This is a genomic window from Halobacterium sp. DL1, assembly GCA_000230955.3.
Taxonomy (GTDB): domain Archaea; phylum Halobacteriota; class Halobacteria; order Halobacteriales; family Halobacteriaceae; genus Halobacterium.
Genome location: CP007060.1, coordinates 1,305,497 through 1,327,048, shown reverse-complemented (window position 1 = coordinate 1,327,048; position 21,552 = coordinate 1,305,497). Strand labels below are relative to the sequence as shown.

Here is a 21,552-nt window from a genome sequence, read left to right as displayed (position 1 = left end):
ACGAGCCGTCAGCGGGTGGCCCGTCGCTCGCGTCCGCCGCGGAGTCCTTCGGTGTCCCGCCGTCGGCGACTTCGTCGTCCGCCTTCGCGCTCGCCGGTTCGAACTCCCCGAAGCCGTCGGCGGGGTCGCCGGCGACGCGCTCGATGGCCGCCTCGAGCGCCTCCGCGTCGAGACCGCGGCGCTAGGCGACGATGTCGTCATCGGCGGCGTCCGGGGAGAGCGCGGCCGCCAGCGAGTCCGGCGTCACGCCCTCGTACTCGGTGAGCACGCCGTCTTCCTCGCGGGCCGCCTCCAGGATGGCCTCCGTCTCCGCAAAGACCTGCTCGGTGGGGTCGGGCCGTGGCACCATCTCCTCCTTGTCGGGGTCGACGTCGATGATGACGCTCTCCATCCCGCGGAGGTCCTCGAGGGCCTCCTCCAGGCGGTCGTTGGCGACCAGCGCGAGAATCGTCTCGGGGTCGTTGATGTACGCCTGCGCCGTCGCGGCGACCTGCGCGTACTCGTTGAGCCCCTCCTGGATGAGGTAGGCGAGGAGCACACGCCGCTCCTGGAGTTCGCGCTGGAGTTCGACCTGGGTCCACCCGCGGTCGAACTTGATCTCGTCGAGCGTCGAGGAGTCCGCCGTCTGCCGGAAGGAGTCGTCCTCGGGCTCCCACTGGAAGACGTCGTTGACGTTGATCTCGTCGTTCTCCGGGTCGTAGCGGTTGATTTCCGTGATGGAGCGGTTCCGGCGCACCTTCTGGCCGCGCACCCGCGTCTCCGTCTGCACGGAGACCAGGTCGAGGGCGGTGAACAGCGTCTTCGAGACGTTGATGGGTTCGGTGGTGAACCGCTTGAGCACCTCGCCGACGTTGTCCGCGTGGAACGTCGTGTACGTCGTGTGGCCGGTGCTCATCACCTGGAACAGCGTCCGGCCCTCCTCGCCGCGCACCTCGCCCATCACGATGTAGTCGGGCCGCTGGCGGAGCGCGGCCTCCAGCAGGTCGAACTCGTCGATGTCGCCCGTCTCGTCCTCCCCGAAACTCGGCCGGGTGACGCTCGCGATCCAGTTGCGCTGCGGGAGTTCGACCTCCCGCGTGTCCTCGATGGAGACAATCTTCGAGTTGCTCGGGATGAACAGCGAGACCGCGTTCAGGCTGGTCGTCTTCCCGGAGGCTGTACCCCCGGCGAAGACGACGCTTTTGTGGTTCTCGATGGCGAGCCAGAGGAACGCCATCTCGTCGAGGCTGAACGTCTGCCAGTTGATGAGGTCGACCGGCGTGAACGGGACGTCCTTGAACTGCCGGATGGTGTAGTTCGTCCCGTGGTCGCTGACCTCCTTGCCGAGGGTCAACTGTGCGCGGGAGCCGTCCGGGAGCGTCGCGTCGACCTGTGGCTGGCGCTTACTGATGCCTTTCCCGGAGCGCTGGGCGAGTTTCACGACGAAGTTGTCGAGGTCCTCCTGGCCGTGGTGGACGTTCGTGATGAGGTTCTCGTAGTCCGTGTGGTAGACGAAGACCGGCGAGTTGTAGCCGTCGCAGGAGACGTCCTCGACGTTGATGTCGTGCTTGATGCCGTCGATGCGCTCGTAGCCGATGAAGTTGCGCTGCAGGACGTACAGCAGCGTCTCGACCTGGTACTGCGTCAACTGGTCGGCGTCCTCCTCGAGCACCACCGGTTCTGGCCGGGCCTGGATGCCATCTATCTCGTCCGGGTCGAGCACCGCTGGTGCGTCGCGCTGTCCGAGCGCGACGAGCAGGCGGTCGAGCAGGGACTGTGCGGTGGTTGGCGGGCCCTCGTAGAGGTCGTACCTCTCGAGCAGTTTCCGGGTCTCGCGCTCGATGACCGACCGGCGCTGGGTGTCGTCGCCCGCGGCCATCACGCCCTCGCTAGCGTACTTGATGGCGGTCCGGAGTTTGTCCGTGAGGAACGACTGGAGGTCGGTCTCGATGGGGTTGCGGTACGGTTCGACGAGGTAGTACTTCTTCTCGTTCTCGCGGTCGGAGTGGAAGATGAGGACGAACGCGTACGGCTTGTTCACCCAGTAGCGCTCCACCTCGCTGAAGTGGGTCTTCTTCTCCATCGACACCGCCTTCTCGAGGTCGTAGCGGTTCGCCATCGTCGTCCGCCCCTCCACCGTCGAGAAGAACGCGCCCTCGTCGACGTCGTCGCGGACGTTCACCGTGCGCTCGTCCTCGAGGTCGAGCATCTCGTCGGCGGCCTCGGTCTTCACGGAGAGCCAGTGAGCGGTGTTCTCCGGGTCGAAGCCGAGGTATTCGACGGGGTCGAATCGCACGATGTCGCCGTCGTCGTCGCGCGGCCGCGTCCAGTCGTTCTCCCCGACGTAGTAGTACTCCCGCTTGAAGTGCTCCCACATCCACTCCTCGGAGTTCACTGGCGTCGTCTCGGGGTCGGTGAACTCGTCGAAGTAGTCGTGGAGGTTCTGCGCGCGGCGGGCCGCCGTGCCGACGACAGTGTCCCGGGCCTCGGGCTCGAATCCCAAGTCGTCCGTCGGGTCGGCGTCGACGCGCTTCCAGTTCGGGCGCGGCGGGTCGGCGCCGAACTCCGCGAACTCCGGGTACGGCGGTTCGACACGGTCCTCGGGGTTCTCCGGATTCTCCGGGTTCTCGGCGTCCGACTCGACCACTGCGAGCTCGTGTTTCACTCGCTCGCGGCGCTGCTCGACCCGGTGGGCGGCCGCCGAGTGGCCGTACTCCTGGAGGTAGTCCACCCAGGAGTAGTCGCCGACCGTCGCGCCGCCCTCGCCGACGAGTTGCTCGACTGCGGGTTCGAGGTCGGTGTTCAGCGCCGTCTCCCGCCCCGTCCCCGGGACGCGCTCGACGGCGGGTTCCAGTTCGTCGAACCTCTCGCGTCCACTATCGGACTCGTCGAACAGGTCCCCTGCTGCCTCCTCCGACGATTCCCCGGTCGATTCTGCCGCTCCGAACGTCACGTCGTCCGCGTCGCCGTCGGACGGGGGGTCCGCGCTCCCGCCGGGTCGTCGGGACCCACCGCCACCCCCGGCGGTATCGTCCGCTGACCCGTCGTTCCCGTCGCCACCCTCGCCGCCGACTGGACCCCTGTTGTCCTCGGCGTCGTCCCCTGCCATTGGGGGGTCCATTCCCCCCAGCGTGAAAAACCCTTGTGCCCGTTTACCATACTGTTGAAGCCACGACAGTTACTCGTAGCGGAGCGCGTCGATGGGGTCCGTCCGCGCCGCGTCCCACGCCGGGTAGAGCCCCGCGACGACGCCGACGAGGAGGCCGACGACGACGGCGATGCCCGCCCACTCGACAGGGAACGTCATCGGGAGTTCGACGTACCGGGTCGCCGCCCAGCCCCCGAGAATGCCGAGCAGGGTGCCGACGACGGCGCCCACGACGCCCAGCACCACCGCCTCCACGAGGAACAACTGGAGGATGTCGCGGTTCTGCGCCCCGATGGCCTTCATGATGCCGATCTCGCGGGTCCGCTCGGTGACGCTGACGAGCATGATGTTCGCGATGCCGATGGACCCGACGACCAGCGAGATGACCGCGATGCCGGTGACGAACGCCGTGAACGTGTTCAGCAGGTCCTGTATCTGGTCGATGAGGTCCTGTGGCGTCCGCACGGTGAACGAGAAGCTCTCCGATTTCAGTTCGCGGGCGTCGGACTCCTCCTTGAGGTACCTGACCACGCGCCCCTCGACGGCCTCGACCGTCGGGAAGTCGGTAGCGACCACCATCAGCGTGGGGTAGACGCGCTGTTCGACGCCCTGGTTCGGGCTCTCGAGCTGGTTCGTGTAGAACGGGTCCGTCGGGACGTACACCTCCGGGAACGACGAGTCTCCGAACGGACCGCCGTTGCTCTCGACCACGCCGACGAGCGTGGCGTTGACCAGCGTGCCGTCCGGTCGGACGACGCCGATGCGCTGTCCGAGGCTGACGTTCTCATCGAACAGCGCGAGCGCGGGTTCGTTGATGACCACCTCCCGGGCGCCCAGTTCGAACGGCTCCCCGGCGACGAATTCGGCGTCCTGCCGGTAGTCGAAGAATTTCGGCGTGGTTGCGGTGAGCCGGTTGTACCCCAGCGTCTGCCCCCGCGTGCGGATGCCCGAGATGGGGACGGACCCAATCGGGATGACGTCTCTCACCCCCGTTACGTTCCGGATCTCGGCCACGTCGTGCTCCGTGAACACGGCCTGCTGTGGCCCCGGTGAGCCGGGGCCCGCGTCGGTCGGCCCCGCGGTGACTGTCATCGAGGGCGTCTGCTGGCCGGTCACCTGGCCGAGCACGTCCGCCTGCAGGCTCGCGCCGAGCGTGACGAACGTGATGACCGCGGCCACGCCGATGGCGACCCCCAGCGTCGTAAGCAGCGAGCGGAGCCGGTGGCCGCGGATGGCGCGCAGACTCATCCGCAGGCTCTCGATTGGGTTCACAGCTCACCCCCCGCGTGGGGTCGGCGGGGTTCCGCGACCCGTTCCTCGCGTTCGACCTCGCCGTCGAGGAGGTGGACGATGCGGTCGGCGTGCTCGGCCACGTGGCGCTCGTGGGTCACCATGAGGACGGTGTTGCCGGCCGCGTGGAGTTCCGCGAACAGGTCCATGATCCGCTGGCCAGTCTCCGTGTCGAGGTTCCCGGTCGGCTCGTCCGCGAGCAACAGCGCCGGGTCGTTAGCGAGCGCGCGGGCGATGGCGACGCGCTGGCGCTGACCGCCGGAGAGCTCGCTCGGGCGGTGGTCCGCCCGGTCGCCGAGGCCGACGCGGCCCAGCAGGTCGCGGGCGCGGTCCTCGCGGTCGCTCCGGGGGACGTCCTGGAACACCATCGGGAGCGCGACGTTCTCGGCGGCGGTGAGCCGCGGCATCAGGTTGAACGTCTGGAAGACGAACCCGATCTCCCGGCCGCGGAGCCGGGTCCGCTCGCGCTCGGAGAGCGCGGTGACGTCCCGACCGTCTACGTCCACGCGACCCTCCGTTGGCGTGTCGAGACAGCCGACGAGATTCATCAGGGTGCTCTTCCCGGAGCCGCTCGGCCCCATCACGGCCGTGTACGACCCACGGGAGAGCGTCAGCGAGACGTCGCGGAGGGCGTCGACGGTCTGCTCGCCGAGTTGGTAGGTCTTCCAGACACCGTCGAGTTCGACCGCCTGCGACGCATCGCTCATCGTCGCCCCCGCTGGGCGAGCGGGTGGGTGCCGGTCATGTACGAACGAACGTGCGCCAGCGACGTAACCGTGCTGGGAGAACCGGGTTCGAGAGCGGGAAGGAGAACGGTCGCCGACCGGGTCGCTACTGGTACTCCTCGACGACTTCGACCTCGCCGTCCGCGACCTCGATGTCGACGAGCGCGGTCACGTCGTGGGGCGAATCCGCCATCTCGCTGTCGGAGCCGACCTTCCGGATGACGACGACGACGTCCGCCACCTCGGCGCCGACGTCGTCGAGCGCGTCGGTGAGCGCGCGCAGCGTCCCGCCGGTCGAGAGCAGGTCGTCGAGGACGAGCACGCGGTCGCCCGCCTCGACGTCGTTGAGGTACATCTCGCCCTCGGAGTACCCCGTCTCCTGGTGGAGTGACACCTCGCCCGGGAGCCCGTACTCGCGCTTCCGGACGACTGTCAGCGGGATGTCCGTCTGGAGACTCACGGCCGTAGAGATGTGGATGCCCATCGCCTCCGGGGTGACGATCTTGTCGACGTCTTCCAGTTCGGCGACGCGGGTCACGCCGACGACCACCTCGCGGAGGAGAGCAGGTTCGAGCATCGGCACGCCGTTGCTGATGGGGAGGACGACGTACTCGTAGCCACCGTCTTTCTCGATGACCGGCGCGTCCTCGAAGGAGTCACGGAGTCGTTCCATACGCCACGTTCGTCGACCGCGACAAAACAGTAGCGGAGTTGCCATCAGCCCTCCAGAAGAGCTATACGAGGCGGCTCTGGATGGCTTCACATGTCGCCCTCCAGACCGTTCTTCGACGCCAACGGCGAGTTAGACACGGCCCAGTTGCGCGCGGAGGCGGTTCCGCTCGCGAAGCTCGTCCTCACGGTCGCTGTCGCCGCGCTCGTCCCGATTCCCCTCCGCGTCCTGCTCCTCGAGATTCCGGCGATTTTCCCGTGGCTGACCGTCCTGTTCTCGCTCGCGACCCAGTTCGTCCTCGCAGTCGGCACCGGCCTCGTCCTCCTCTACGTCGTCGTCCGGGCGAACCGGCTGTCGGCCGAACCGTAGCCGGGCTCGCAAATCCAGATTCAGACGACCTCGGTCCGCACGCCGCGCCGGACGGCGTTCACCGCCGCGCCGATGAGGACGACGATGCTGGCGAAGTAGAGCCACGTGACGAACAGCAGGACCGCGCCGATAATGCCGTAGGCCGCGAACCGGCTGGCGTTGGCCGCGTAGATGCGGAAGCCGACCTGGAGGATTACCCAGCCGACGGCGGCCACGAGGGCGCCCGGGAGCACCTCGACGACGGTCACGTCGACCGGCGGGAGCACGTAGTAGATCGGGAGGAGCGCGACAGTGAGCACGGCAATCAGCACAAGCGACCCGAGGACGTTGACGAACGGTATCTCTAGCGGCAGGATTGCGAGCGCGGCGCCGACGGCGACGACGAGGCCGACGGCGAGGCCGATACCGACTACGACCACGAGCGCGTCCTTGACCTGGTCGAGGAACGACGACTCGATGTCGTCGGCGTACACCTCGTCGAACGCCTGGTCGAGGCCGCGGAACAGCTTCAGTGCGGTCCACGTCAGCGTGACGACACCGACCACGGACGCCGCCCCGCGGCCGGTGGTGTTGGTCAACGCCTCGGTCACGAGCTCCTGACCGGACCCGGAGAGCTGCTGACTGACCAGTTCGGTCACGCGGGCGGCCAGTTCCTGGCCCCCGACGACCGACGCGACAACCACGGCGAGCAACAGCAGCGGGATTATCGAGACGAACGCGTAGTAGGCGATACCCGCCCCCAGGAACGTGAGGTTTCGGTCGCGCGCCAGGCTGACGACCGACCCGATTGTCGACATATATTTGCTACGACGCCCAATCGGTTGAATCCGGTGGCAATACCCGGTAGCGACGCTCTACTTTCCACATCGCCCCACTTGGTTACACGTTACTGGCCGCTTCGATAGGTGGGCGTGCAGACCTGTCGGTCCGGGCGTCGAGCCGGGAACAGCGGCCGCTCAGAGCCGCACCGAATCGAAGCCGAAGAACGCCGTCTCGTACCCCTCGTGGCGGGAGACTTGTGGTGGCGCCTGCATCCGGACTGTCACTTCGTCAACCTCGGATAGCGACGGAACGGTGGCGCCGTAGTGGAAGCCGAGTTCCGGGTCGAGGGTCGCAGTCAGCGGGCCGTCGTAGCGCGTCTCGCCGTCCCGCACGACGTCCGCGACGAGCGTGGCGGCGGGAAGCGGGAATCGGTTGTGCTGGGTGCGCAGCGACCCGACGAGGTAGGACTTGTCGTCCCCCGTCGCGAACTGGCCGCGCTGGTCGGTGCCCCCGACGGCCAGTTCCACGCCTTCCGTCGCGCCGCTCCCGCGGAGCGGAATCGGGAACGAGTTCGCGGCGGGCACTCGGCCGACCTGCACGGCCTTCGTGTCCATCGGGTCGACGGCGCCTTCGTTCCCCTCGCGGTCCGCCGGGATGTCCTCGTAGGGGAGTTCGTTCAGGGCGTTCCGCTCGAACGTGAACGAGAAGGAGAACTGTATCGGGCCGTCCGGGGTCTCGACCGAGTCCGTCCGCCGCGTCCCGCCGAGGGCGACTTGGACCGTGGCCTCGTAGTCGCCCTCCGCTCCGAGGCCGACGTTGTCGCCGTAGTGGACGCCCATCTGCTGGGAGAGCATCTGCCAGGGGGCCAACGAACTGGTCTCGCCGTCCGGGCCGGAGAGGGTAATGTGGGGGCTCGTCGCGGGGAGCGCGACGCCCGCCTCGGCGTCCCACACCGACGCCATCAGGTGGACGTCGTCGCCGTCCTCGACGTCGACGCGCTCGGTGCTCTCCCCGTTCACGAGCCAGAAGCGGTGGGCAAACGTGTACGACAGGGCGCAGCGGTATCGCCCGTTCGCGACCATCCCCGCCATCTCCATTCCCTCCGTGTGCGAGGGGAGGTAGGGCGCGTCCGGCCGGTTCTCGGGGACCGGCGGTTCGCGACTCGCGCGCTCCGTCTCGAGGAAGCCGAGACAGCCAGCCGACGCAGCGAGGCCCGTGGCACCTGCCGCGGCTAGCACGTCGCGTCTACGCATCGCCGCCCTCCGGAGTGGGGAGCGTGCGCTTCCCGCGCGGCGGCAGCAGGTAGTTCCCGCGGTGGGTCACCGAGAGATACTGCCTGATGCCGTTGTTCGTGCGCCGTCCGACTGCCGACTGGTCCGTGATGTCCGTGGCGTTCATGGCGTCTCTGGTGGTGACGAAGTCCGATAGCTCTCGCTGGAGGGCGAGGAAGTGGGTGCCCGCGTGGTCGAAGTCCGTGGAGTCGAAGTCCCGCCGGAGGATGATGGGGCGGCCGTCCTCGCGCACGGACTGGAGTTTCTGGCCGTGGCCGACGACGCCGCGCTGCTGGGCGTCCTCCAGAGGGTCCGCACAGTCGTCTAGCTGGGGGCTATCTCCGAGATTCTCGCCGGTCCCCTCGACGGCGCCCGAGTCGGCGTGGGCCGGACAGAACATCTTCGCGACGCGCTCCTCGCGGCCGTCCTGCTCGTACCACTGCTGGAGGTTCAGGTCGATGTGGGAGACGTGCTGGGTGGTGCCGCCCGCGAACGGACCGGACTGAATCGTGACGCGGTCCTCGGTCGCCTGGCTCTTCTCGAAGTCGGATTTGAACCCCATGTACAGCGGGGCGTCCTCGTCGACCGGTTTCGAGTCCGGGACGCCGCCCGTGTCCTGGTTGTCGGCCGGGAGACCCTCGCCGACGAAGCCGGTTCGACGGTCGGCTACCGAGAACGCGTCGGTCAGCGTGGCGTCGACCGGTCCGTCGTTGAGCGCCTCGCGGTTCCCGCGCATCCCCTCCTCGGCCGCGAGGACGACCTGCGCGTGGTCGCTCGCGAAGTGGAGGATTGCGTCAGGAGTGTCGAACTCGGGGTCTTCGAGTTCCGAGAGGGCGCGTGGTTCTGGCAGGTCTACGTCAGCGGGCGACCCGCCGAGTGACTCGAAGTACGCGGGCGAGTAGCCGAGCGTGAACAGCAGGCCCTCGTTCGACCACTCGTAGGCGCGCTCCAGCGAGCGGAGCGCGTCCTCGAGTGTCCGGCGGTCGTCGGCCGTCGGTTCGGAGCCGTCGTAGTCGAGGTGGAGGAGGACGTGGTGGCGAGGCGGCAGGACGTTGCCGGCGTCGTCGCGGGCGGCGTAGTCGTTCCACGCGTGCTGGCGTGCGGGCAGGGACGCGGGGTCGTCGGTGCCGGTCGGGACAGAGACCTCGCTCTCGCGGTCCACGCAGGCCGCCAGCGCGCTCGCGCCGCCGATGGCGACTGCCGACTTGAGGAACGCGCGGCGGGGGATACCGCACTCGTCGGAGTGCATGGTCGACCGTTACGGGCGTGTCTGAAAAGGGGTTCTGGTGCGGGCGTCGAATTCGACGGGCGAACCAGAATCCGTTAAGGTGCCCGCTCGCTATCTCCGACCATGCAGACGATCCGGCGCGTCGCGCGCGCCACCGGGAGCGGTCTCGCGGCCAGCACTGCCGTCGGTACGGCGGCGGCCCACTCCGGCACGACGCACGCCGGAACCCCCCACTGGCTGCTGTTCGTGCTGGTGCTGGTGGGCGGCGGCATCTCGGCGGGCGCTGTCGCCGCCTACCGACGCAGCGCGGTCGAGAGCACGACGAGCGCCGTGGTCGCGTTCACGGCCACCGTCGCCGGACTGTTCGGACTCGTCGGTCTCGTCGAACTCCAGGTCGTCGCCGAGACGCCGCCGACGCTCACGGACATCTACCCGACGCTGAGCCTCGTCGTCGGCGTCGCGATGGCCGTCGGTAGCCTCGTCGTCGGTCGACTCAGGTGGCCCCAGCGGCCGCGGTACGCCGGCCTGGGAATCCTCCTCGCGGCGTGGGTCGTCTACCCAGTCGCGATGCCGAACGGGGGCGTCTACAACCCGGCCGGCCACGTGCTCGTCGTGACCGTCGTGCTGGCCGTCGGCTACGTCCTGTGGCGGGACGCGCGGGCCGTCCTCCAGAGCCTCCGCCGGGACCGCCGCCCGCTCGGCGCCGGACTGCTCGCCGGGACGCTATTCTCCGTGTTCTTCCTGTTTTCGGCGGGCACCCTCACGCTGAACCCGGACCCGGGCGTGGGCGCTCCCACAGAACCGCTCGTCATCTTCCTGCCGGTGGCGGACCCGCTGGTCGCGTGGCCCGCCGTCGAGTTCGTCTTCCCGTCAGTACCGCTGGCAGGCTACTTCTCGGTGGGCACCGTCCTCCTGGTCACCCTGCTCGGGACTCTGGCGGCGCTCAACGTCGGCGTGATGGTCCAGCAGTGGGCCACTGGCACCAGGGACAGCTCCGGCACGTCGGCGCTCGGGATGGCGGCGACGACCGGCGCGACCGCGTGCTGCTGTTGCGCGCCGGCGTTCTACGGCGTGCTCTCCGTGCTGTTCGGCGCGGCGGCGACGCCCGCCTACTGGGCGTTCCTCGACCCCTCGTCCCCCGTCGGCGGCGTCTTCTTCGCGGCGAGCGTGGTGCTGCTGCTCGGGAGCGTCGTTCGCGCTGTCAGCGGCGGCCGCGCGCAGTCAGTCCAGTAGGTCGTCGACGAGGCGCTCGAAGCGGTCGACGAAGCGCTCCGGAACCGACGGCTGGACCGCGTCGAGCACGCGAACCGTATCCTCAGGCCGCGTGAGTGCGAGCGTCACGCGGTTGCGGGCGTCGCGGCGCTTCTCCACGACGCCGCACTCGACGAAATTCGAGACGTGGTGTTCGAGGGTGCTCCGGGCGACTCCGACGCGTTCGGCCACGTCACTCGGCGACGACGGGCACGTGTCCAGCAGGCAGAGGAGGACGTCGCGGGCCGTCTCGCGGCGGGCGAGCGCGAGCGCCGCGCGCTCCCACTCGGGCGTCTCCGGCGGGAAGTAGTGCGTACGGCCGTAGAACCCGTCGACGGCGAGCGCGCCGTCGTCGCGGAGGCTGCGCACGTGGTGCTGGACCTGCCCGGGCGCGAGGTCGAGTTGTCGCACGACGGCGTTGAAGTGGACGCCGGGGTTCGCGGCGACGTGGTCGCGGACGCGCTCGCGGACGGCCGTCACCGCGTCCCACCTCCCGAGGAGACCTCTGTAGATCGGGCGTAGTAGACCGCAGCGACGACGAGTGCCGCCATCACCACGTCCAGCGAGTGCTCGACGAGGTGGTGGCTGTCGAGAGCCATCGCGCCACCGATGCTCGCGGCGGCGACGCCGGTGCGGGCGAGCAGAGCGCCGAGCGCGAGTGCGACCAGCAGGTGCGAGCGGGACTTGCGTCGCAGAAAGACGGCGAGCGCCGCGCCCGTGAGCACGGCGGCGGCGAGCCCGGCGACAGCGAGCGCCGCCACCAGGGGGAGGCTCAGGCCAGCCGACTGGGCGTGCGCGACGGGAATCACGACCGTCCCTTGCGGCCGGAGCGTGCTAAGCGCTCGGGTCAGGTCACGACCGGGCGGGAGACGACCCACAGGGAGAGCACCGTGTAGCCGACCATCAGCGCGACGAGCGGCGCGTGGGCCCGACCGGCGTGCTTGCCGTACCGGGCGCTGACGACGAGGTGTGCGGCCGCCACGGCGAGGAGGTGGCCGGCGACGACGAGCGCCACCTGCGACCACCAGAACGCCGACAGCGGCAGCCAGCCGAGCAGGGAGACAGAGACCCCGTCGACCAGCGACAGCAACTGCGAGAGGTTCCGCGCGACGAACGAGTAGTTGTGGGCCACCTCGTAGGCGGCCGCGATGGGGACGACGGTCGGCGCGAACGCGGCGGCCGCGCCCCGAACGCTCCGCCCCGACCCGAGTCGGTCCGCCGCGAGCGCGACCACGGCGAACGCGACCAGGAACGCCGCGAGGCCCGCGACGTAGAGCGCGAGCGGCGTGACTGCGCCGGTGGCGTCGCGGAGGGCGAAGTAGACGGTCTGGTACTCGGGCGAGTTCGAGAACCCGTCGAAGGTGACGGTGTAGACAGCCGCGACGACAAAGGCCGCGACGCCTGGAGTCGACGGCGTGCGAGCGCAGGCGGCCCAGGGTGGGCGGACGACGACGCCCCGCTCGCGCCACTCCAGTGGCGAGACCCGACCGAGGAGGGCGTAGAGCACCGCCAGGGCGTCGGCCCGGTCGAAGAACGTGCGGCCGAACGCGAGTCCGCCGAGGAGCATCAGAACCGCGTAAGCGGCGAGGACGCCCGCGGTGAGGCGTGGCGACTGGGGAATCCCGGTGAGGTTCTCGGTGACGCCGACGAGGAGGACGAACCCGACGACTGCGGGCCAGACGCCGAGCCAGTCCGGGTAGTCGAAGCGCGCTAGCTCGTCGCCCTCGAGCGCGACGAACGCGTCGTAGGCGGTTCGCCAGGGCGACAGCGAGCGCCACGGGCTCCCGGCGACGACGGCGACGAGGCCGACGCCCTTCAGCGCGACCGCCCACGCGAACAGCGTGGCGGGGTTGTCGGCGGCCACCTGCAGCCCGAACAGCCCGAACCAGAGCACGCCCGCGAACCCCACCAGGCCGACCGCACGGAGGAGGTGTCTGCCGAGCGGGAGCCACGGAACTTCCACCTGGCGTCGCTCTCGCTCGTCGACGGTGTGGTCGTCGCGGGCGAACCAACACGCGGTCGCCGCGACCGTGAAGCCGGCCCCCGCGAACAGCAGTGGGAGCGGGAGTGGCGCGTCGAGGCGCCCGCCCGGGACCTCGTGGGCAGCGGCGACGCCGACCAGCCACGGGACGGCGAGCAGAACACCGACGACGCGCGTCCAGCGCATACGGGAGAGTCGTCGCCGAGCGAGCGGCGCGTTCCTCGCGTTCGGCGGTTCCGGCGGCGACAGCACCGACCTCTCGGTGGCGTGGGTGAGCGACACCGGGCGCGACGTGCGCGTGACCCACCACGAGCCGGCGGCGGCGAGACTCGGGGACGAGATGTTCGTGTTCGCGCCGGTGAGCGGCCGAAAGGGAACCGACGACTGCGGACTGTTCGCGCTGGACGGTGACGGCGACCGGGAGTGGAGCCACCCAGTCGCGCCCGAGGACTGCGCCATCCACGCCGTCGCGGACCCCGTCGTCGGTGACCTCGACGGCGACGGCACGCTGGAGGTGTTCGTCGCGACGACCGAACGGCGAGTCACCGGGTTCGACGCCCGTACCGGCGACGCGGAGTTCAGTTACGAGCTATCCTCCTACGGCTACTCCGGCCCGCTCCTAACTGACTTCGTCGGGGGCGGCGAGCGGGAGGTGGTCGTGGTCGACGCGCGCGGCGAGGTATCGGTCGTCCACGCGAACGGGACGGCAGCGTGGACGCGGCAGCTGGACGCCTACACCTGGGGGCAGCCGTCGGTCGCTGACTTCGACGCGGACGGCGACCGGGAACTCGTCGTGGGCGTGGCCGGCGGTGGCGAACTCAACCTGTTCGAGCAGGACGGGTCGACCGTCTGGCACCGGGCGAACCTCACCGAGACGTCGATAACGTGGATGACGACGGCGAACGTCGACGACGACCCGGCGCGCGAGATAGTGGTGGCGACGCGTGGCGGGTCCGTCGTCGCGGTGGACGGCCGCACCGGTCGCGCCGAGTGGACCCGCGAGTTCGAGGCACTGGCGGCGGTCCGGGCGGTCGGCGACGGCGACGACGACGGAACACTGGAGGTCTACGCCACCGCGGCGGACGGCGTCCTCCGCAACCTCGACGCTGAGAGCGGGGAGACGGAGTGGACGACGACACTGACGACCGCGGACGTCCAGATGATGCCCCCACCGGTGCTCGGCGACGTGGACGGCGACGGCGACCGAGAACTCGTCGCGACGACGAACGACGGCATGGTGAAGGTCGTCTCGCCGTCGGACGGCCAGGTGGTGGCGACGTACAGCCGCGACGTCGTCGTCTACACCCACCCACGACTCGCGGACACGGACGGCGACGGCGCGGCGGAGATTTACGTGATGTACGCCGATGGCCGCGTGGTCGCCCTGAGCGCGACCTGAGCGAACCGGTTATCCCGTATCACTACTGGTCCACTACTGGTCCACTGGCTGGCCGCGCATCGCCGCGAAGCCGCGGTCGAGGTCCGCGACGAGGTCGTCGACGTGCTCGATCCCGACGGAGATCCGTATCAGCGAGTCGGTGATGCCCTGGGAATCCCGCTCGGCCTTGGGAATCGGTTCGTGGGTCATCCCCGCGGGGAGTTCGGCGAGAGACTCGACGCCGCCGACGCTGACCGCGAGCGCGAACTCCTCGAGGGCCTCCAGGAACCGCTTCGCGTCCGCGAAGTCGCCGTCGAGTTCGAAGGAGAGGATGCCGCCGTAGCCGGCGGTCTGCTCGCGAGCGAGTTCGTGCTGCGGGTGGCTCTCCAGTCCGGGGTAGTGGACCGCGCTGACCGCGTCGTGAGACTCCAGGTACTCCGCGATGGCGAGCGCGTTCGCCTCGTGGTCGCGCATCCGGGGTGCGAGCGTCTTGGTGCCGCGCAACACGAGGTAGGCGTCGAACGGCGAGAGCACGTTGCCGAGACCCACCTGCTGGAGGAACGCCACGTCGTCGGCGAACGACTCGTCGTCGGTGACGAGAGCCCCGCCGACGGAGTCGCTGTGGCCGTTGAGGTACTTCGTCGTGGAGTGGGCGACGACGTCCGCGCCGAGGTCGAGTGGGGTCTGGAAGTACGGGCTGAGGAACGTGTTGTCGACGCCGAGGCGGGCGTCTGCGTCCTGGGCGATGTCGGCGATGGCCCGGACGTCACAGAGCTTCAGCAGCGGGTTGGTGGGCGTCTCCATCCAGAGCAGCGTCGTCTCGGGGCGGACCGCGTCGGCGACGTTGTCGGGGTCGGTGGCGTCCACGAACGAGACGTCGACGCCCAGTCTGTCGCGGAACAACGTCTCGAGGAGGCGCCGAGTCCCGGCGTACAGGTCGTCGAAGGCGACGACGTGGTCGCCGGGTTCGACGGACGCCATGACCGCGGTGGCGATGGCCGACGTGCCCGAGGAGAACGCGAAGCCGTGCTCACCGCCCTCCAGGGAGGCGAGGCGCTGCTCCAGGGCGTGACGTGTCGGATTGTTGAGCCGGGAGTAGAGGAACTGTCCCTCGGCGGGGTCGACGTCCTCCAGACTGAGGTTGGTGTCGAGTTCCGGGAGGGCGAACGTGGACGCGAGGTGGATGGGGGAGACGACGTCGCCACGGAGCGTCGCTCCGGGGTCTTCTCCGTGACCGACTGCGCGGGTCTCGATGCGGGGGCGGTCGTCCATGCGTGAACGTCGACAGACGCCAACTAAGACGTTTCGACTATGTGATAATTTTTCCGGCTGGGAGAATTATCCCGGCGCATACTCCGCGCTCGTTCGCCCCAGCGACTGGTCGAATCGGACAACGTTTATCACACGTCCGGTAGCACGTTCGCACATGGACGATATTTTCGTCGGCCAGCTGATGTCGGACGACCTCCACACGGTCTCGAAGGACACGCTCGTCGCGGACGCGGCGGACCTGATGCTCGAACACGGCATCGGCTCGCTCATCGTCGTCGACGAAGAGGACCACCTCGAGGGAATCCTCACGACCACGGACTTCGTCGACATCGTCGCGAAGAGCAAGCCGAAGGCCGAGACGACCGTCGAGCGCTACATGACCACGGGCGTCGTCACCGCGAGCGTACAGGACTCCATTCGAGACGTCGCGGACGCGATGGTCGAGCACGGGTTCCACCACATGCCGGTCCTCGACGACGACACCGTCATCGGCATCATCACCACCAAGGACCTCACCTCGTACATCTCCACGGTCCAGACGCCGAGCCCCGCCTGATCGAGGCGCGACTGCCCGGAAACTCCACGCCGGCCTGTTCTCCGTCTCCGCCTCGCGTGTGGTATTTTCGGCGCACCTACGTCTACGTGCCACGACTGACCAGAACAGCGTCGGCCCGGCGAGTGGCTTCGAACCCGACGCCGAGATGAGCGTCATCGCCGTCGCTGCGGGGTCGCTCCTGCTCTTCCTCCCGCTGGCCCCGTTCCTCGCGGTGCTGTGGGTGCTCGACCGTCTCACCGGGAGCGACCCGGGCGACCGCGCGAGGAGCGCACCGAACGGCGCGTCAAGGAGGACTCTCCGGACCAGTTCGCGTCGAACGCTGAGGCCTGAGCGAGCAACCGAGCGAGAACGGGACAAAGTGGTCGGTCCACAATCGGTCCCCTCACCGCGAGACCGCCCTCAGCGCTCGCTCACTTCGTGGACCCACTCCGCGACGTCCTCGACCACGTAGTCGGCGACGTTCCCGCCGAATTTGAGGTGTTCCATCGTCGTCGCGGGTGTCTCCCCGTGCTGGAAGTAGTGGCCGACGTCCTCGTAGTGCTCGAAGCGGTCGTCGTCGATCGACCCTGCTTCCCGCCACTGCTCGACACCTTCCCGGCGCGACTCGACAAGCTCCGACTGTACCTCGGGGTCGACTCGCTCGGTCGTGGCGGCGAACAGCGGGACCGACAGGTCGTTCGCAGTCTCGACGGGGTCCATCGAGACGAAGCTCTCGTGCAGCGTTGCGGGGCCGCCCAGTACCGTGTCGTCCTCGTCGTACTCCCCGTTCGCGGCCGCCTCGAGTTCGGCCCGCTCCTCGGCGAGAAACTCCGCCTGGGCCTCCGTGAGTTCGCCGTCCGGCGAGAGGCCGTACCGGATGTTGTCGGTGATTGCCTCGACGTCGATCCCGGGATCGGCCGGCCCGTCGAGGCTCACGATGCCCGCGACGCCGCCGGCAGACTCGCTTTGCGAGCCTGCCGAGCTCGAGCTCGCTACGCTCGCTCGAACGCCGTGTCGCTCGGCGATGCTGGGCGCACACATGCCGCCCTGGCTGTGTCCCGCGACGAACACCCTGTCGGCGTCGACCTCGTCCGCGTTCGCGAGTTCGTCGACCGCGGCGATGGCGTCGTCGATGACGACGGTGTCTAGGTCGTGCTCCTCCGGGGGAATCTCGTCCTCGTGGTCGAGGAGGCGCTTCTCGTACCGGAGTACTGCGACACCTCGCGATCCGAGTCCCCACGCGAGGTCCTGCAGAATCCTGCTCTCGCCGGCGGTCCCGTCACGGTCGTGGAGGCCAGCGCCGTGGACCAGCAGGACCCCCGGCACGGGCGTCTCGCCCGCGGGCACCGTGAGAGTGCCGCCGAGTTCGACGTCGCCAGCGTCGACGGTCACCTCGCGCTCGGTGAACGCGGACTCGTCCGCGTACTCTGGTGGCGTGTACGACACCGGGAACGAGACGTTCGTCACCGCGCCGTCGTCGACGGACAGTTCCAGTGGCTGGCTGCCCTGCGCGAACGCGAGCTCGACGGTCACCGCGTCGTCGTCGACCGTCACGTCGCCGACCGACTCGAAGGCGCCGTACTGCTCGGTCAGCCCGTACCAGTACCGCCGGAACGCCGTCTCTGCGTCCTCGCCGGGCACCATGTGGAAGGTTGGGAACGACTCGACGACCGCGTCCCGGCCGTCCTCGGAGAGCAGTTCCGCGGCCGCCGCGAACGACTCGTCGGCGAATCGCGTGGCGAACTCGCGGGCGGTGTCCTCGACAGCATCGGTGGAGGGAGCCATGGTTCGTCCCGAAGTTCCGCGACCGGGGAGAAATAGGTTGGTGGTCCCACAGAACGCCGCGGCGTCGTCCCGCGTACGCCGGTCAGGCGGGCGCGTCGAAACCGAGGACGAGTCCACAGCCTCGACACTGGTACACTTCCGCGACCTGGTTCTCCATCTCAAAGGTCTCGGGGTCGAGTTGCGGGACGCCGTCCACCCTGTGAACCTCCTCGTGGGCCAGGTGCTTCTCGCAGTTCTCGCAGAACAGCGGGTCCTCGGACATGCGCCCACCGACAGCGACCGAACACGTAAGCGTGTCGCGGGGTCGCGGCGGTGGCCGCTCTCAGACGACAGCCAGCGCACCAGTCACCAGCGCCAGCGTCACCAGCAGTCGCCCGATTGTGCCGAAGAAGGCGGCGAGGAAGAGGCGTCGCTCGTCGTCGGCGCTGAGGATGGAGAAGGCGTAGATGACGACTGTGTCGGGCATCAGCGGCACGGAGAGCAGCGCCACCAGCCCCGGGTACTCGTACCGGCGGACGAAGGCCATCAGGGGCCCGCCACGCTGCGGTTCGCCGTGACCAGGGGTGAGGCGGTCGAGGAGCCACTGCGCCGGACGGGCGCTGGCCGCCCCACGACCGATGCGGAACGCGGCGAGACTCCCGACTGCCTTCCCGGCGGCGCTCACGAGAATGACGACCCCGATGCTGAGGGCCGGCGAGACGCCCAGTTCCATCTGTGGTGCCGGCAGCAGGACGAGTTCCCCAGGTAGCGGGAGCACGAACGCGACCAGCACCGAGTAGACGAAGATGAGGACGAGACCCGGCGGTCCGGTCGCCGCCTCGACGAGAGCCTCGATAGCGAGGCTCATCGCCGAACCCCTAGCGGAGGCCGAAATGGAGGGCGCCTGCGTCTCCGTTCCCGGGTGTCACCCGTCCGGTTCGAACGGTCGGTCACTGGGTGCGCTACTGGCCAGTGGGACGTAAACTGTTCCTTCTCCGGTCGTCGGAAGTGATAGCGTCGTCGCTTCGCGGTCACGTCCAAGTGGGCCAGTGACCCCGTCAGGAGGGGCAACCAGCGTACGACTATGAGTTGCATGCCACTCCTTATCACACCGGGCGCCGTAGTTCGACTATGGCGACGGTTGGCGAGTTCACGATCCCGTCCGAGTCGTTCCCCCTGGGAAGCCTCTTCACAGAGTTCCCCAGCGTGACCGTCGAACTGGAGCGCATCGTCCCGACCAACCACGCGCTCATTCCCTACGTCTGGGTTCGAGGGGCAAGCTCCACGGAGCAGAAACGAATCGTAGCCACGGCGTCCAGCCACGCCGACGTGAAAGCCGTCACCCTCGTCGACCAGATTGACGACGAGTATCTGCTGCGCGTCGACTGGGTCCCCACTCACCACGGCGTGCTCAGAGCCATCACCGAGACGAGCGTGACGCTCGTCTCCGGCGCCGGGTCAGAGGGGAGTTGGACGTTCGAGGTCCGGAGCGACACCCGTGAGGGAATCTCCGCGTTCCAGCAGTACTGCCGCGACCACGGCATCCCCGTCAAACTGGCCTCGCTCCACTCGGTTGCCGCACTCAGAAGCGGGGCCGAGTACGCCCTGACTGACGCCCAGCGAGAAGCGCTCCTGCTCGCCTACGAGCGGGGGTACTACCACTCACCACGGGAGGCCTCCCTCAAGGACCTCGCTGCTGAAGTCGGGATTACCGGGCAGTCCTTCGGGTCGCGCCTCCGACGGGGCATTGATCACCTCATCGGCAGCACTCTGGCCAGTTCCGCCGACTGATCACCACATTCCATATAAATGCCGCTCACACGAAGAAGCAATCTACACCCGGCGCTCAAGCATACTCCTAGGTCAATGACTCTCGGAGAGGGACCTGCCGGTCGAGATCTCGCGGATTCTACGGCTGCCACCCACATAGAGTATCACGAGCCGACTGAGAGTTATCGGGCGGAGTTCGACCAGCAAACACACCCGGCAACTGAGGCAGTCGTCACCGCCGTGGCGACCGCCACCGGAATGGGTCCCCTGGAGTTGCCGCCGCTGTATTCCGTTCTCGACCCCGACGCCCTCGATGGGCTCTTCTCCGCTGCACCCGACGGGCCAGGCCAGGGTGAGAGCTCCCTCGCCTTCGAATACGCCGACCAGGTCGTCACCGTCAATGGCCACGGAACCGTCATCGTCGAACCGGGAGAGGACTCCCAGGCGTAACCACGATGGCCTCGTTGACGGTCAGATGCGACGACTGCCGGCGGCGGTGGGCGGCGCGAGCCCGGGATGGCGAGGTCGTTTCAGTTCACGACGCGTGCCCGAACTGTGGCGGCACCGAGTTCAGTATCCCAAGCAACCACGACTGAACGAACCCAGAGAACCACTCGCAGCCACTGGCAGAGCCGCCCTTACGCTCGCTTCCTGCCAGTAGTTGCCACTACGATGGCTTCGTTCAACGTTCGCCAGAGCCAAGCGCGTTGAGAATGACTCCATCGTGGTCGACGATAGTGCGGAGGCGGTCACTCACGACGTCTGTCCAGCCGATTTGATAGAGGTGGGCACCATCGAAGGAGCCGGTGACGGTGGCACTCTCGACTGTCGGGTCGGTGAGTACTGCCTCTTCGAACGCGTCTGGAGTGGTGTCCAGGACCCAGAGGAACGGCATTACGTACTCTGGATTGTGGGCGACGAAGCGGTCGAGTTCCACGGTGGCCGTCGGAAGCGCTGCCTGAGTTTCGCCGAGACACCAGGCGTCGGTTGGGACACTGAAGTCGGCGACAATACCCATATCGTCGGCAAGAGACGAATACGGAGAACCACCGTAGCAGGCCCAGCCGTACTTCTGTTGCCGCGGCAGGTACTCCGGCTGTACTATTCAGTGCGGTAATCTCGGTCCCGCCGAGCGTCACTGCTGGAGATGCACCCCTATTCAGCACGCCCCCAAGATACCCGATTCAAATCCGGGACAGATGCCGCCCTCAAAACAGAGGATGCAGCGGCCAGGATGCCAACCCGCCTCTCCAGAGGTTCGGAAGCTGAACCGCGACAATCACAACCCGTTCTGGGACATCTCGCGAGTTCCGTCGGTTGCGACCAATGACGGGGAATCAGCCAGCAGGCGTTACTCGCTACCCGCGTACTCGTCGTCGGTGACGTGCTCCATCCAGGAGATGGCGTCTCCGTCGAGTTCCTCCTGGATAGCGATGTGCGTCATGGCCTTCTCTGGTCGTGCGCCGTGCCAGTGTTTCTCTCCCGACGGGAACCAGACGACATCGCCCGCGCGCACTTCCTCGATCGGACCGTCTTCGCGCTGGACGAGCCCACAGCCGCTCGTGATGACGAGGCGCTGTCCCAGTGGATGCGTGTGCCAGGCCGTGCGCGCGCCAGGCTCGAACGTCACGCTCAGCGCGGCTGCACGGGCGTCGTCGTTCGGCTCGAACAGGGGATCGATTCGAACGTCACCGGTGAAGTACTCTGCAGGCCCTTCCTCGGACGGTCGCGAACAGCCATTTGTAATCTCCATCTAGTATTCTCCTCTCGATTCGACCCCTGGACACTTGGATTCGATGCCACTCGTCAACTATTTATCTTATTGTCGTGGTCCCGGCGTGCCGGTGTGTAGCACACTGTAACGAACGAAAGTTAGAGCGTCCGGCCCGCTATAGGCTGAAACCCGAAAACCGACTACGGCGAAGGAACGGGAGTGGACTCGTCGGGATTTGAACCCGAGGCCTTCCCCGTGCCAGGGGGATGATCTACCACTGATCTACGAGCCCTCGAACGCGTTTCCTCCTTGCCCGGGGTTCCTGATAAACCCCGCGATTCGACGGCAGACGTGGGGTGTCGGGCTCCAGTACGGAGATGGAAACCCTTTACGTGCCCGGGCGTTTTGCAGACGATAGGGAACCACACGGCCGTAGATCCGACTC

The 21,552-nt window shown here is 68.1% G+C and carries 22 protein-coding genes and 1 tRNA gene; 6 read left to right on the top strand and 17 right to left on the bottom strand.

The genetic code is table 11. The features are described from left to right. Positions 1–181: 181 nt before the first annotated feature. The 4 genes from HALDL1_08465 to HALDL1_08450 form a co-directional block, all read right to left on the bottom strand. Complete coding sequence (locus tag HALDL1_08465) at positions 182–3,088, bottom strand: secretion system protein (GenBank protein AHG03627.1); 2,907 nt, start codon at positions 3,086–3,088, stop codon at positions 182–184. 69 nt (positions 3,089–3,157) lie between these two features. Continuing rightward, the gene (locus HALDL1_08460) at positions 3,158–4,399 is read right to left on the bottom strand and encodes a hypothetical protein (GenBank protein ID AHG03626.1); all 1,242 of its coding nucleotides are present in this window, start codon (positions 4,397–4,399) and stop codon (positions 3,158–3,160) included. Further along, complete coding sequence (locus tag HALDL1_08455) at positions 4,396–5,124, bottom strand: ABC transporter ATP-binding protein (GenBank protein AHG03625.1); 729 nt, start codon at positions 5,122–5,124, stop codon at positions 4,396–4,398. The genes HALDL1_08460 and HALDL1_08455 overlap by 4 nt, the downstream gene beginning before the upstream one ends. Before the next feature lie 124 nt (positions 5,125–5,248). Beyond that, on the bottom strand, positions 5,249–5,815 hold the full coding sequence (locus tag HALDL1_08450) for an adenine phosphoribosyltransferase (protein AHG03624.1): 567 nt from the start codon (positions 5,813–5,815) through the stop codon (positions 5,249–5,251). A 90-nt stretch (positions 5,816–5,905) separates the two neighbouring features. On the opposite strand from HALDL1_08450, the gene HALDL1_08445 reads away from it, so the two are divergent. Beyond that, positions 5,906–6,181, top strand: coding sequence for a hypothetical protein (locus HALDL1_08445; protein ID AHG03623.1), 276 nt, complete (start codon positions 5,906–5,908; stop codon positions 6,179–6,181). 20 nt (positions 6,182–6,201) lie between these two features. Here HALDL1_08445 and HALDL1_08440 read toward each other — a convergent pair whose 3' ends face one another. The 3 genes from HALDL1_08440 to HALDL1_08430 form a co-directional block, all read right to left on the bottom strand. Next, positions 6,202–6,978 carry a ribonuclease BN gene (locus HALDL1_08440; protein AHG03622.1) on the bottom strand — a complete coding sequence of 259 codons (777 nt, stop codon included), beginning with the start codon at positions 6,976–6,978 and terminating at the stop codon, positions 6,202–6,204. 159 nt (positions 6,979–7,137) lie between these two features. Next, on the bottom strand, positions 7,138–8,196 hold the full coding sequence (locus tag HALDL1_08435) for a hypothetical protein (GenBank protein ID AHG03621.1): 1,059 nt from the start codon (positions 8,194–8,196) through the stop codon (positions 7,138–7,140). Continuing rightward, a complete protein-coding gene (locus tag HALDL1_08430) occupies positions 8,189–9,463 on the bottom strand; it encodes a Tat pathway signal protein (GenBank protein AHG03620.1) in 1,275 nt (424 codons plus the stop codon). Before HALDL1_08430 ends, HALDL1_08435 begins: the two co-directional genes overlap by 8 nt. 102 nt (positions 9,464–9,565) lie before the next feature. Here HALDL1_08430 and HALDL1_08425 point away from each other — a divergent pair, with 102 nt between their 5' ends. Beyond that, positions 9,566–10,675 carry a hypothetical protein gene (locus HALDL1_08425; protein ID AHG03619.1) on the top strand — a complete coding sequence of 370 codons (1,110 nt, stop codon included), beginning with the start codon at positions 9,566–9,568 and terminating at the stop codon, positions 10,673–10,675. Here the strand turns inward: HALDL1_08425 and HALDL1_08420 are convergent. The 3 genes from HALDL1_08420 to HALDL1_08410 are packed head-to-tail and all read right to left on the bottom strand — an operon-like array spanning position 10,664 to position 12,656. Next, the gene (locus HALDL1_08420) at positions 10,664–11,173 is read right to left on the bottom strand and encodes a transcriptional regulator (protein AHG03618.1); all 510 of its coding nucleotides are present in this window, start codon (positions 11,171–11,173) and stop codon (positions 10,664–10,666) included. The two genes, HALDL1_08425 and HALDL1_08420, sit on opposite strands and share 12 nt — an antisense overlap. Beyond that, positions 11,170–11,571 (bottom strand): hypothetical protein, encoded by a 402-nt coding sequence (locus HALDL1_08415; GenBank protein ID AHG03617.1) that lies wholly within the window; start codon positions 11,569–11,571, stop codon positions 11,170–11,172. Before HALDL1_08415 ends, HALDL1_08420 begins: the two co-directional genes overlap by 4 nt. Next, the gene (locus HALDL1_08410; GenBank protein AHG05250.1) at positions 11,541–12,656 is read right to left on the bottom strand and encodes a hypothetical protein; all 1,116 of its coding nucleotides are present in this window, start codon (positions 12,654–12,656) and stop codon (positions 11,541–11,543) included. Before HALDL1_08410 ends, HALDL1_08415 begins: the two co-directional genes overlap by 31 nt. A gap of 25 nt (positions 12,657–12,681) precedes the next feature. Here HALDL1_08410 and HALDL1_08405 point away from each other — a divergent pair, with 25 nt between their 5' ends. Further along, positions 12,682–14,073 carry a hypothetical protein gene (locus HALDL1_08405; GenBank protein ID AHG03616.1) on the top strand — a complete coding sequence of 464 codons (1,392 nt, stop codon included), beginning with the start codon at positions 12,682–12,684 and terminating at the stop codon, positions 14,071–14,073. A 33-nt stretch (positions 14,074–14,106) separates the two neighbouring features. Here HALDL1_08405 and HALDL1_08400 read toward each other — a convergent pair whose 3' ends face one another. Further along, positions 14,107–15,324, bottom strand: coding sequence for a cystathionine beta-lyase (locus HALDL1_08400; protein AHG03615.1), 1,218 nt, complete (start codon positions 15,322–15,324; stop codon positions 14,107–14,109). A gap of 154 nt (positions 15,325–15,478) precedes the next feature. Here HALDL1_08400 and HALDL1_08395 point away from each other — a divergent pair, with 154 nt between their 5' ends. Beyond that, the gene (locus HALDL1_08395; protein AHG03614.1) at positions 15,479–15,880 is read left to right on the top strand and encodes a histidine kinase; all 402 of its coding nucleotides are present in this window, start codon (positions 15,479–15,481) and stop codon (positions 15,878–15,880) included. Between the two features lie 399 nt (positions 15,881–16,279). Here the strand turns inward: HALDL1_08395 and HALDL1_08390 are convergent, their stop codons facing one another. From HALDL1_08390 to HALDL1_08380, 3 genes are all read right to left on the bottom strand, one after another. Continuing rightward, positions 16,280–17,644, bottom strand: coding sequence for a hypothetical protein (locus HALDL1_08390; GenBank protein ID AHG03613.1), 1,365 nt, complete (start codon positions 17,642–17,644; stop codon positions 16,280–16,282). Positions 17,645–17,726: 82 nt separating this feature from the next. After that, the gene (locus HALDL1_08385) at positions 17,727–17,906 is read right to left on the bottom strand and encodes a hypothetical protein (GenBank protein ID AHG05249.1); all 180 of its coding nucleotides are present in this window, start codon (positions 17,904–17,906) and stop codon (positions 17,727–17,729) included. Between the two features lie 60 nt (positions 17,907–17,966). Beyond that, entirely contained in the window at positions 17,967–18,491 is a 525-nt protein-coding gene (locus HALDL1_08380) for a hypothetical protein (protein ID AHG03612.1), read from the bottom strand. Positions 18,492–18,754: 263 nt separating this feature from the next. Here HALDL1_08380 and HALDL1_08375 point away from each other — a divergent pair, with 263 nt between their 5' ends. Next, positions 18,755–19,414, top strand: coding sequence for a bacterio-opsin activator (locus HALDL1_08375; protein ID AHG03611.1), 660 nt, complete (start codon positions 18,755–18,757; stop codon positions 19,412–19,414). A gap of 75 nt (positions 19,415–19,489) precedes the next feature. Next, entirely contained in the window at positions 19,490–19,843 is a 354-nt protein-coding gene (locus HALDL1_08370) for a hypothetical protein (protein AHG03610.1), read from the top strand. A gap of 232 nt (positions 19,844–20,075) precedes the next feature. Here the strand turns inward: HALDL1_08370 and HALDL1_08365 are convergent, their stop codons facing one another. The 3 genes from HALDL1_08365 to HALDL1_08355 form a co-directional block, all read right to left on the bottom strand. After that, complete coding sequence (locus tag HALDL1_08365; GenBank protein AHG05248.1) at positions 20,076–20,411, bottom strand: hypothetical protein; 336 nt, start codon at positions 20,409–20,411, stop codon at positions 20,076–20,078. A gap of 333 nt (positions 20,412–20,744) precedes the next feature. Further along, positions 20,745–21,146 carry a cupin gene (locus HALDL1_08360; GenBank protein ID AHG03609.1) on the bottom strand — a complete coding sequence of 134 codons (402 nt, stop codon included), beginning with the start codon at positions 21,144–21,146 and terminating at the stop codon, positions 20,745–20,747. A gap of 181 nt (positions 21,147–21,327) precedes the next feature. Then, a tRNA-Ala gene (locus HALDL1_08355) sits at positions 21,328–21,399 on the bottom strand. Positions 21,400–21,552: the final 153 nt, after the last annotated feature.

What these genes read in the sequence shown, in the direction of transcription:
- HALDL1_08455 (AHG03625.1), bottom strand. Translation starts at nt 5,124, where the DNA reads ATGAGCGATGCGTCGCAGGCGGTCGAACTCGACGGTGTCTGGAAGACC.
- HALDL1_08445 (AHG03623.1), top strand. Translation starts at nt 5,906, where the DNA reads ATGTCGCCCTCCAGACCGTTCTTCGACGCCAACGGCGAGTTAGACACG.
- HALDL1_08395 (AHG03614.1), top strand. Translation starts at nt 15,479, where the DNA reads ATGGACGATATTTTCGTCGGCCAGCTGATGTCGGACGACCTCCACACG.
- HALDL1_08360 (AHG03609.1), bottom strand. Translation starts at nt 21,146, where the DNA reads ATGGAGATTACAAATGGCTGTTCGCGACCGTCCGAGGAAGGGCCTGCA.
- HALDL1_08435 (AHG03621.1), bottom strand. Translation starts at nt 8,196, where the DNA reads ATGCGTAGACGCGACGTGCTAGCCGCGGCAGGTGCCACGGGCCTCGCT.
- HALDL1_08400 (AHG03615.1), bottom strand. Translation starts at nt 15,324, where the DNA reads ATGGACGACCGCCCCCGCATCGAGACCCGCGCAGTCGGTCACGGAGAA.
- HALDL1_08430 (AHG03620.1), bottom strand. Translation starts at nt 9,463, where the DNA reads ATGCACTCCGACGAGTGCGGTATCCCCCGCCGCGCGTTCCTCAAGTCG.
- HALDL1_08390 (AHG03613.1), bottom strand. Translation starts at nt 17,644, where the DNA reads ATGGCTCCCTCCACCGATGCTGTCGAGGACACCGCCCGCGAGTTCGCC.
- HALDL1_08465 (AHG03627.1), bottom strand. Translation starts at nt 3,088, where the DNA reads ATGGCAGGGGACGACGCCGAGGACAACAGGGGTCCAGTCGGCGGCGAG.
- HALDL1_08375 (AHG03611.1), top strand. Translation starts at nt 18,755, where the DNA reads ATGGCGACGGTTGGCGAGTTCACGATCCCGTCCGAGTCGTTCCCCCTG.
- HALDL1_08450 (AHG03624.1), bottom strand. Translation starts at nt 5,815, where the DNA reads ATGGAACGACTCCGTGACTCCTTCGAGGACGCGCCGGTCATCGAGAAA.
- HALDL1_08385 (AHG05249.1), bottom strand. Translation starts at nt 17,906, where the DNA reads ATGTCCGAGGACCCGCTGTTCTGCGAGAACTGCGAGAAGCACCTGGCC.
- HALDL1_08370 (AHG03610.1), top strand. Translation starts at nt 19,490, where the DNA reads ATGACTCTCGGAGAGGGACCTGCCGGTCGAGATCTCGCGGATTCTACG.
- HALDL1_08425 (AHG03619.1), top strand. Translation starts at nt 9,566, where the DNA reads ATGCAGACGATCCGGCGCGTCGCGCGCGCCACCGGGAGCGGTCTCGCG.
- HALDL1_08365 (AHG05248.1), bottom strand. Translation starts at nt 20,411, where the DNA reads ATGGGTATTGTCGCCGACTTCAGTGTCCCAACCGACGCCTGGTGTCTC.
- HALDL1_08440 (AHG03622.1), bottom strand. Translation starts at nt 6,978, where the DNA reads ATGTCGACAATCGGGTCGGTCGTCAGCCTGGCGCGCGACCGAAACCTC.
- HALDL1_08380 (AHG03612.1), bottom strand. Translation starts at nt 18,491, where the DNA reads ATGAGCCTCGCTATCGAGGCTCTCGTCGAGGCGGCGACCGGACCGCCG.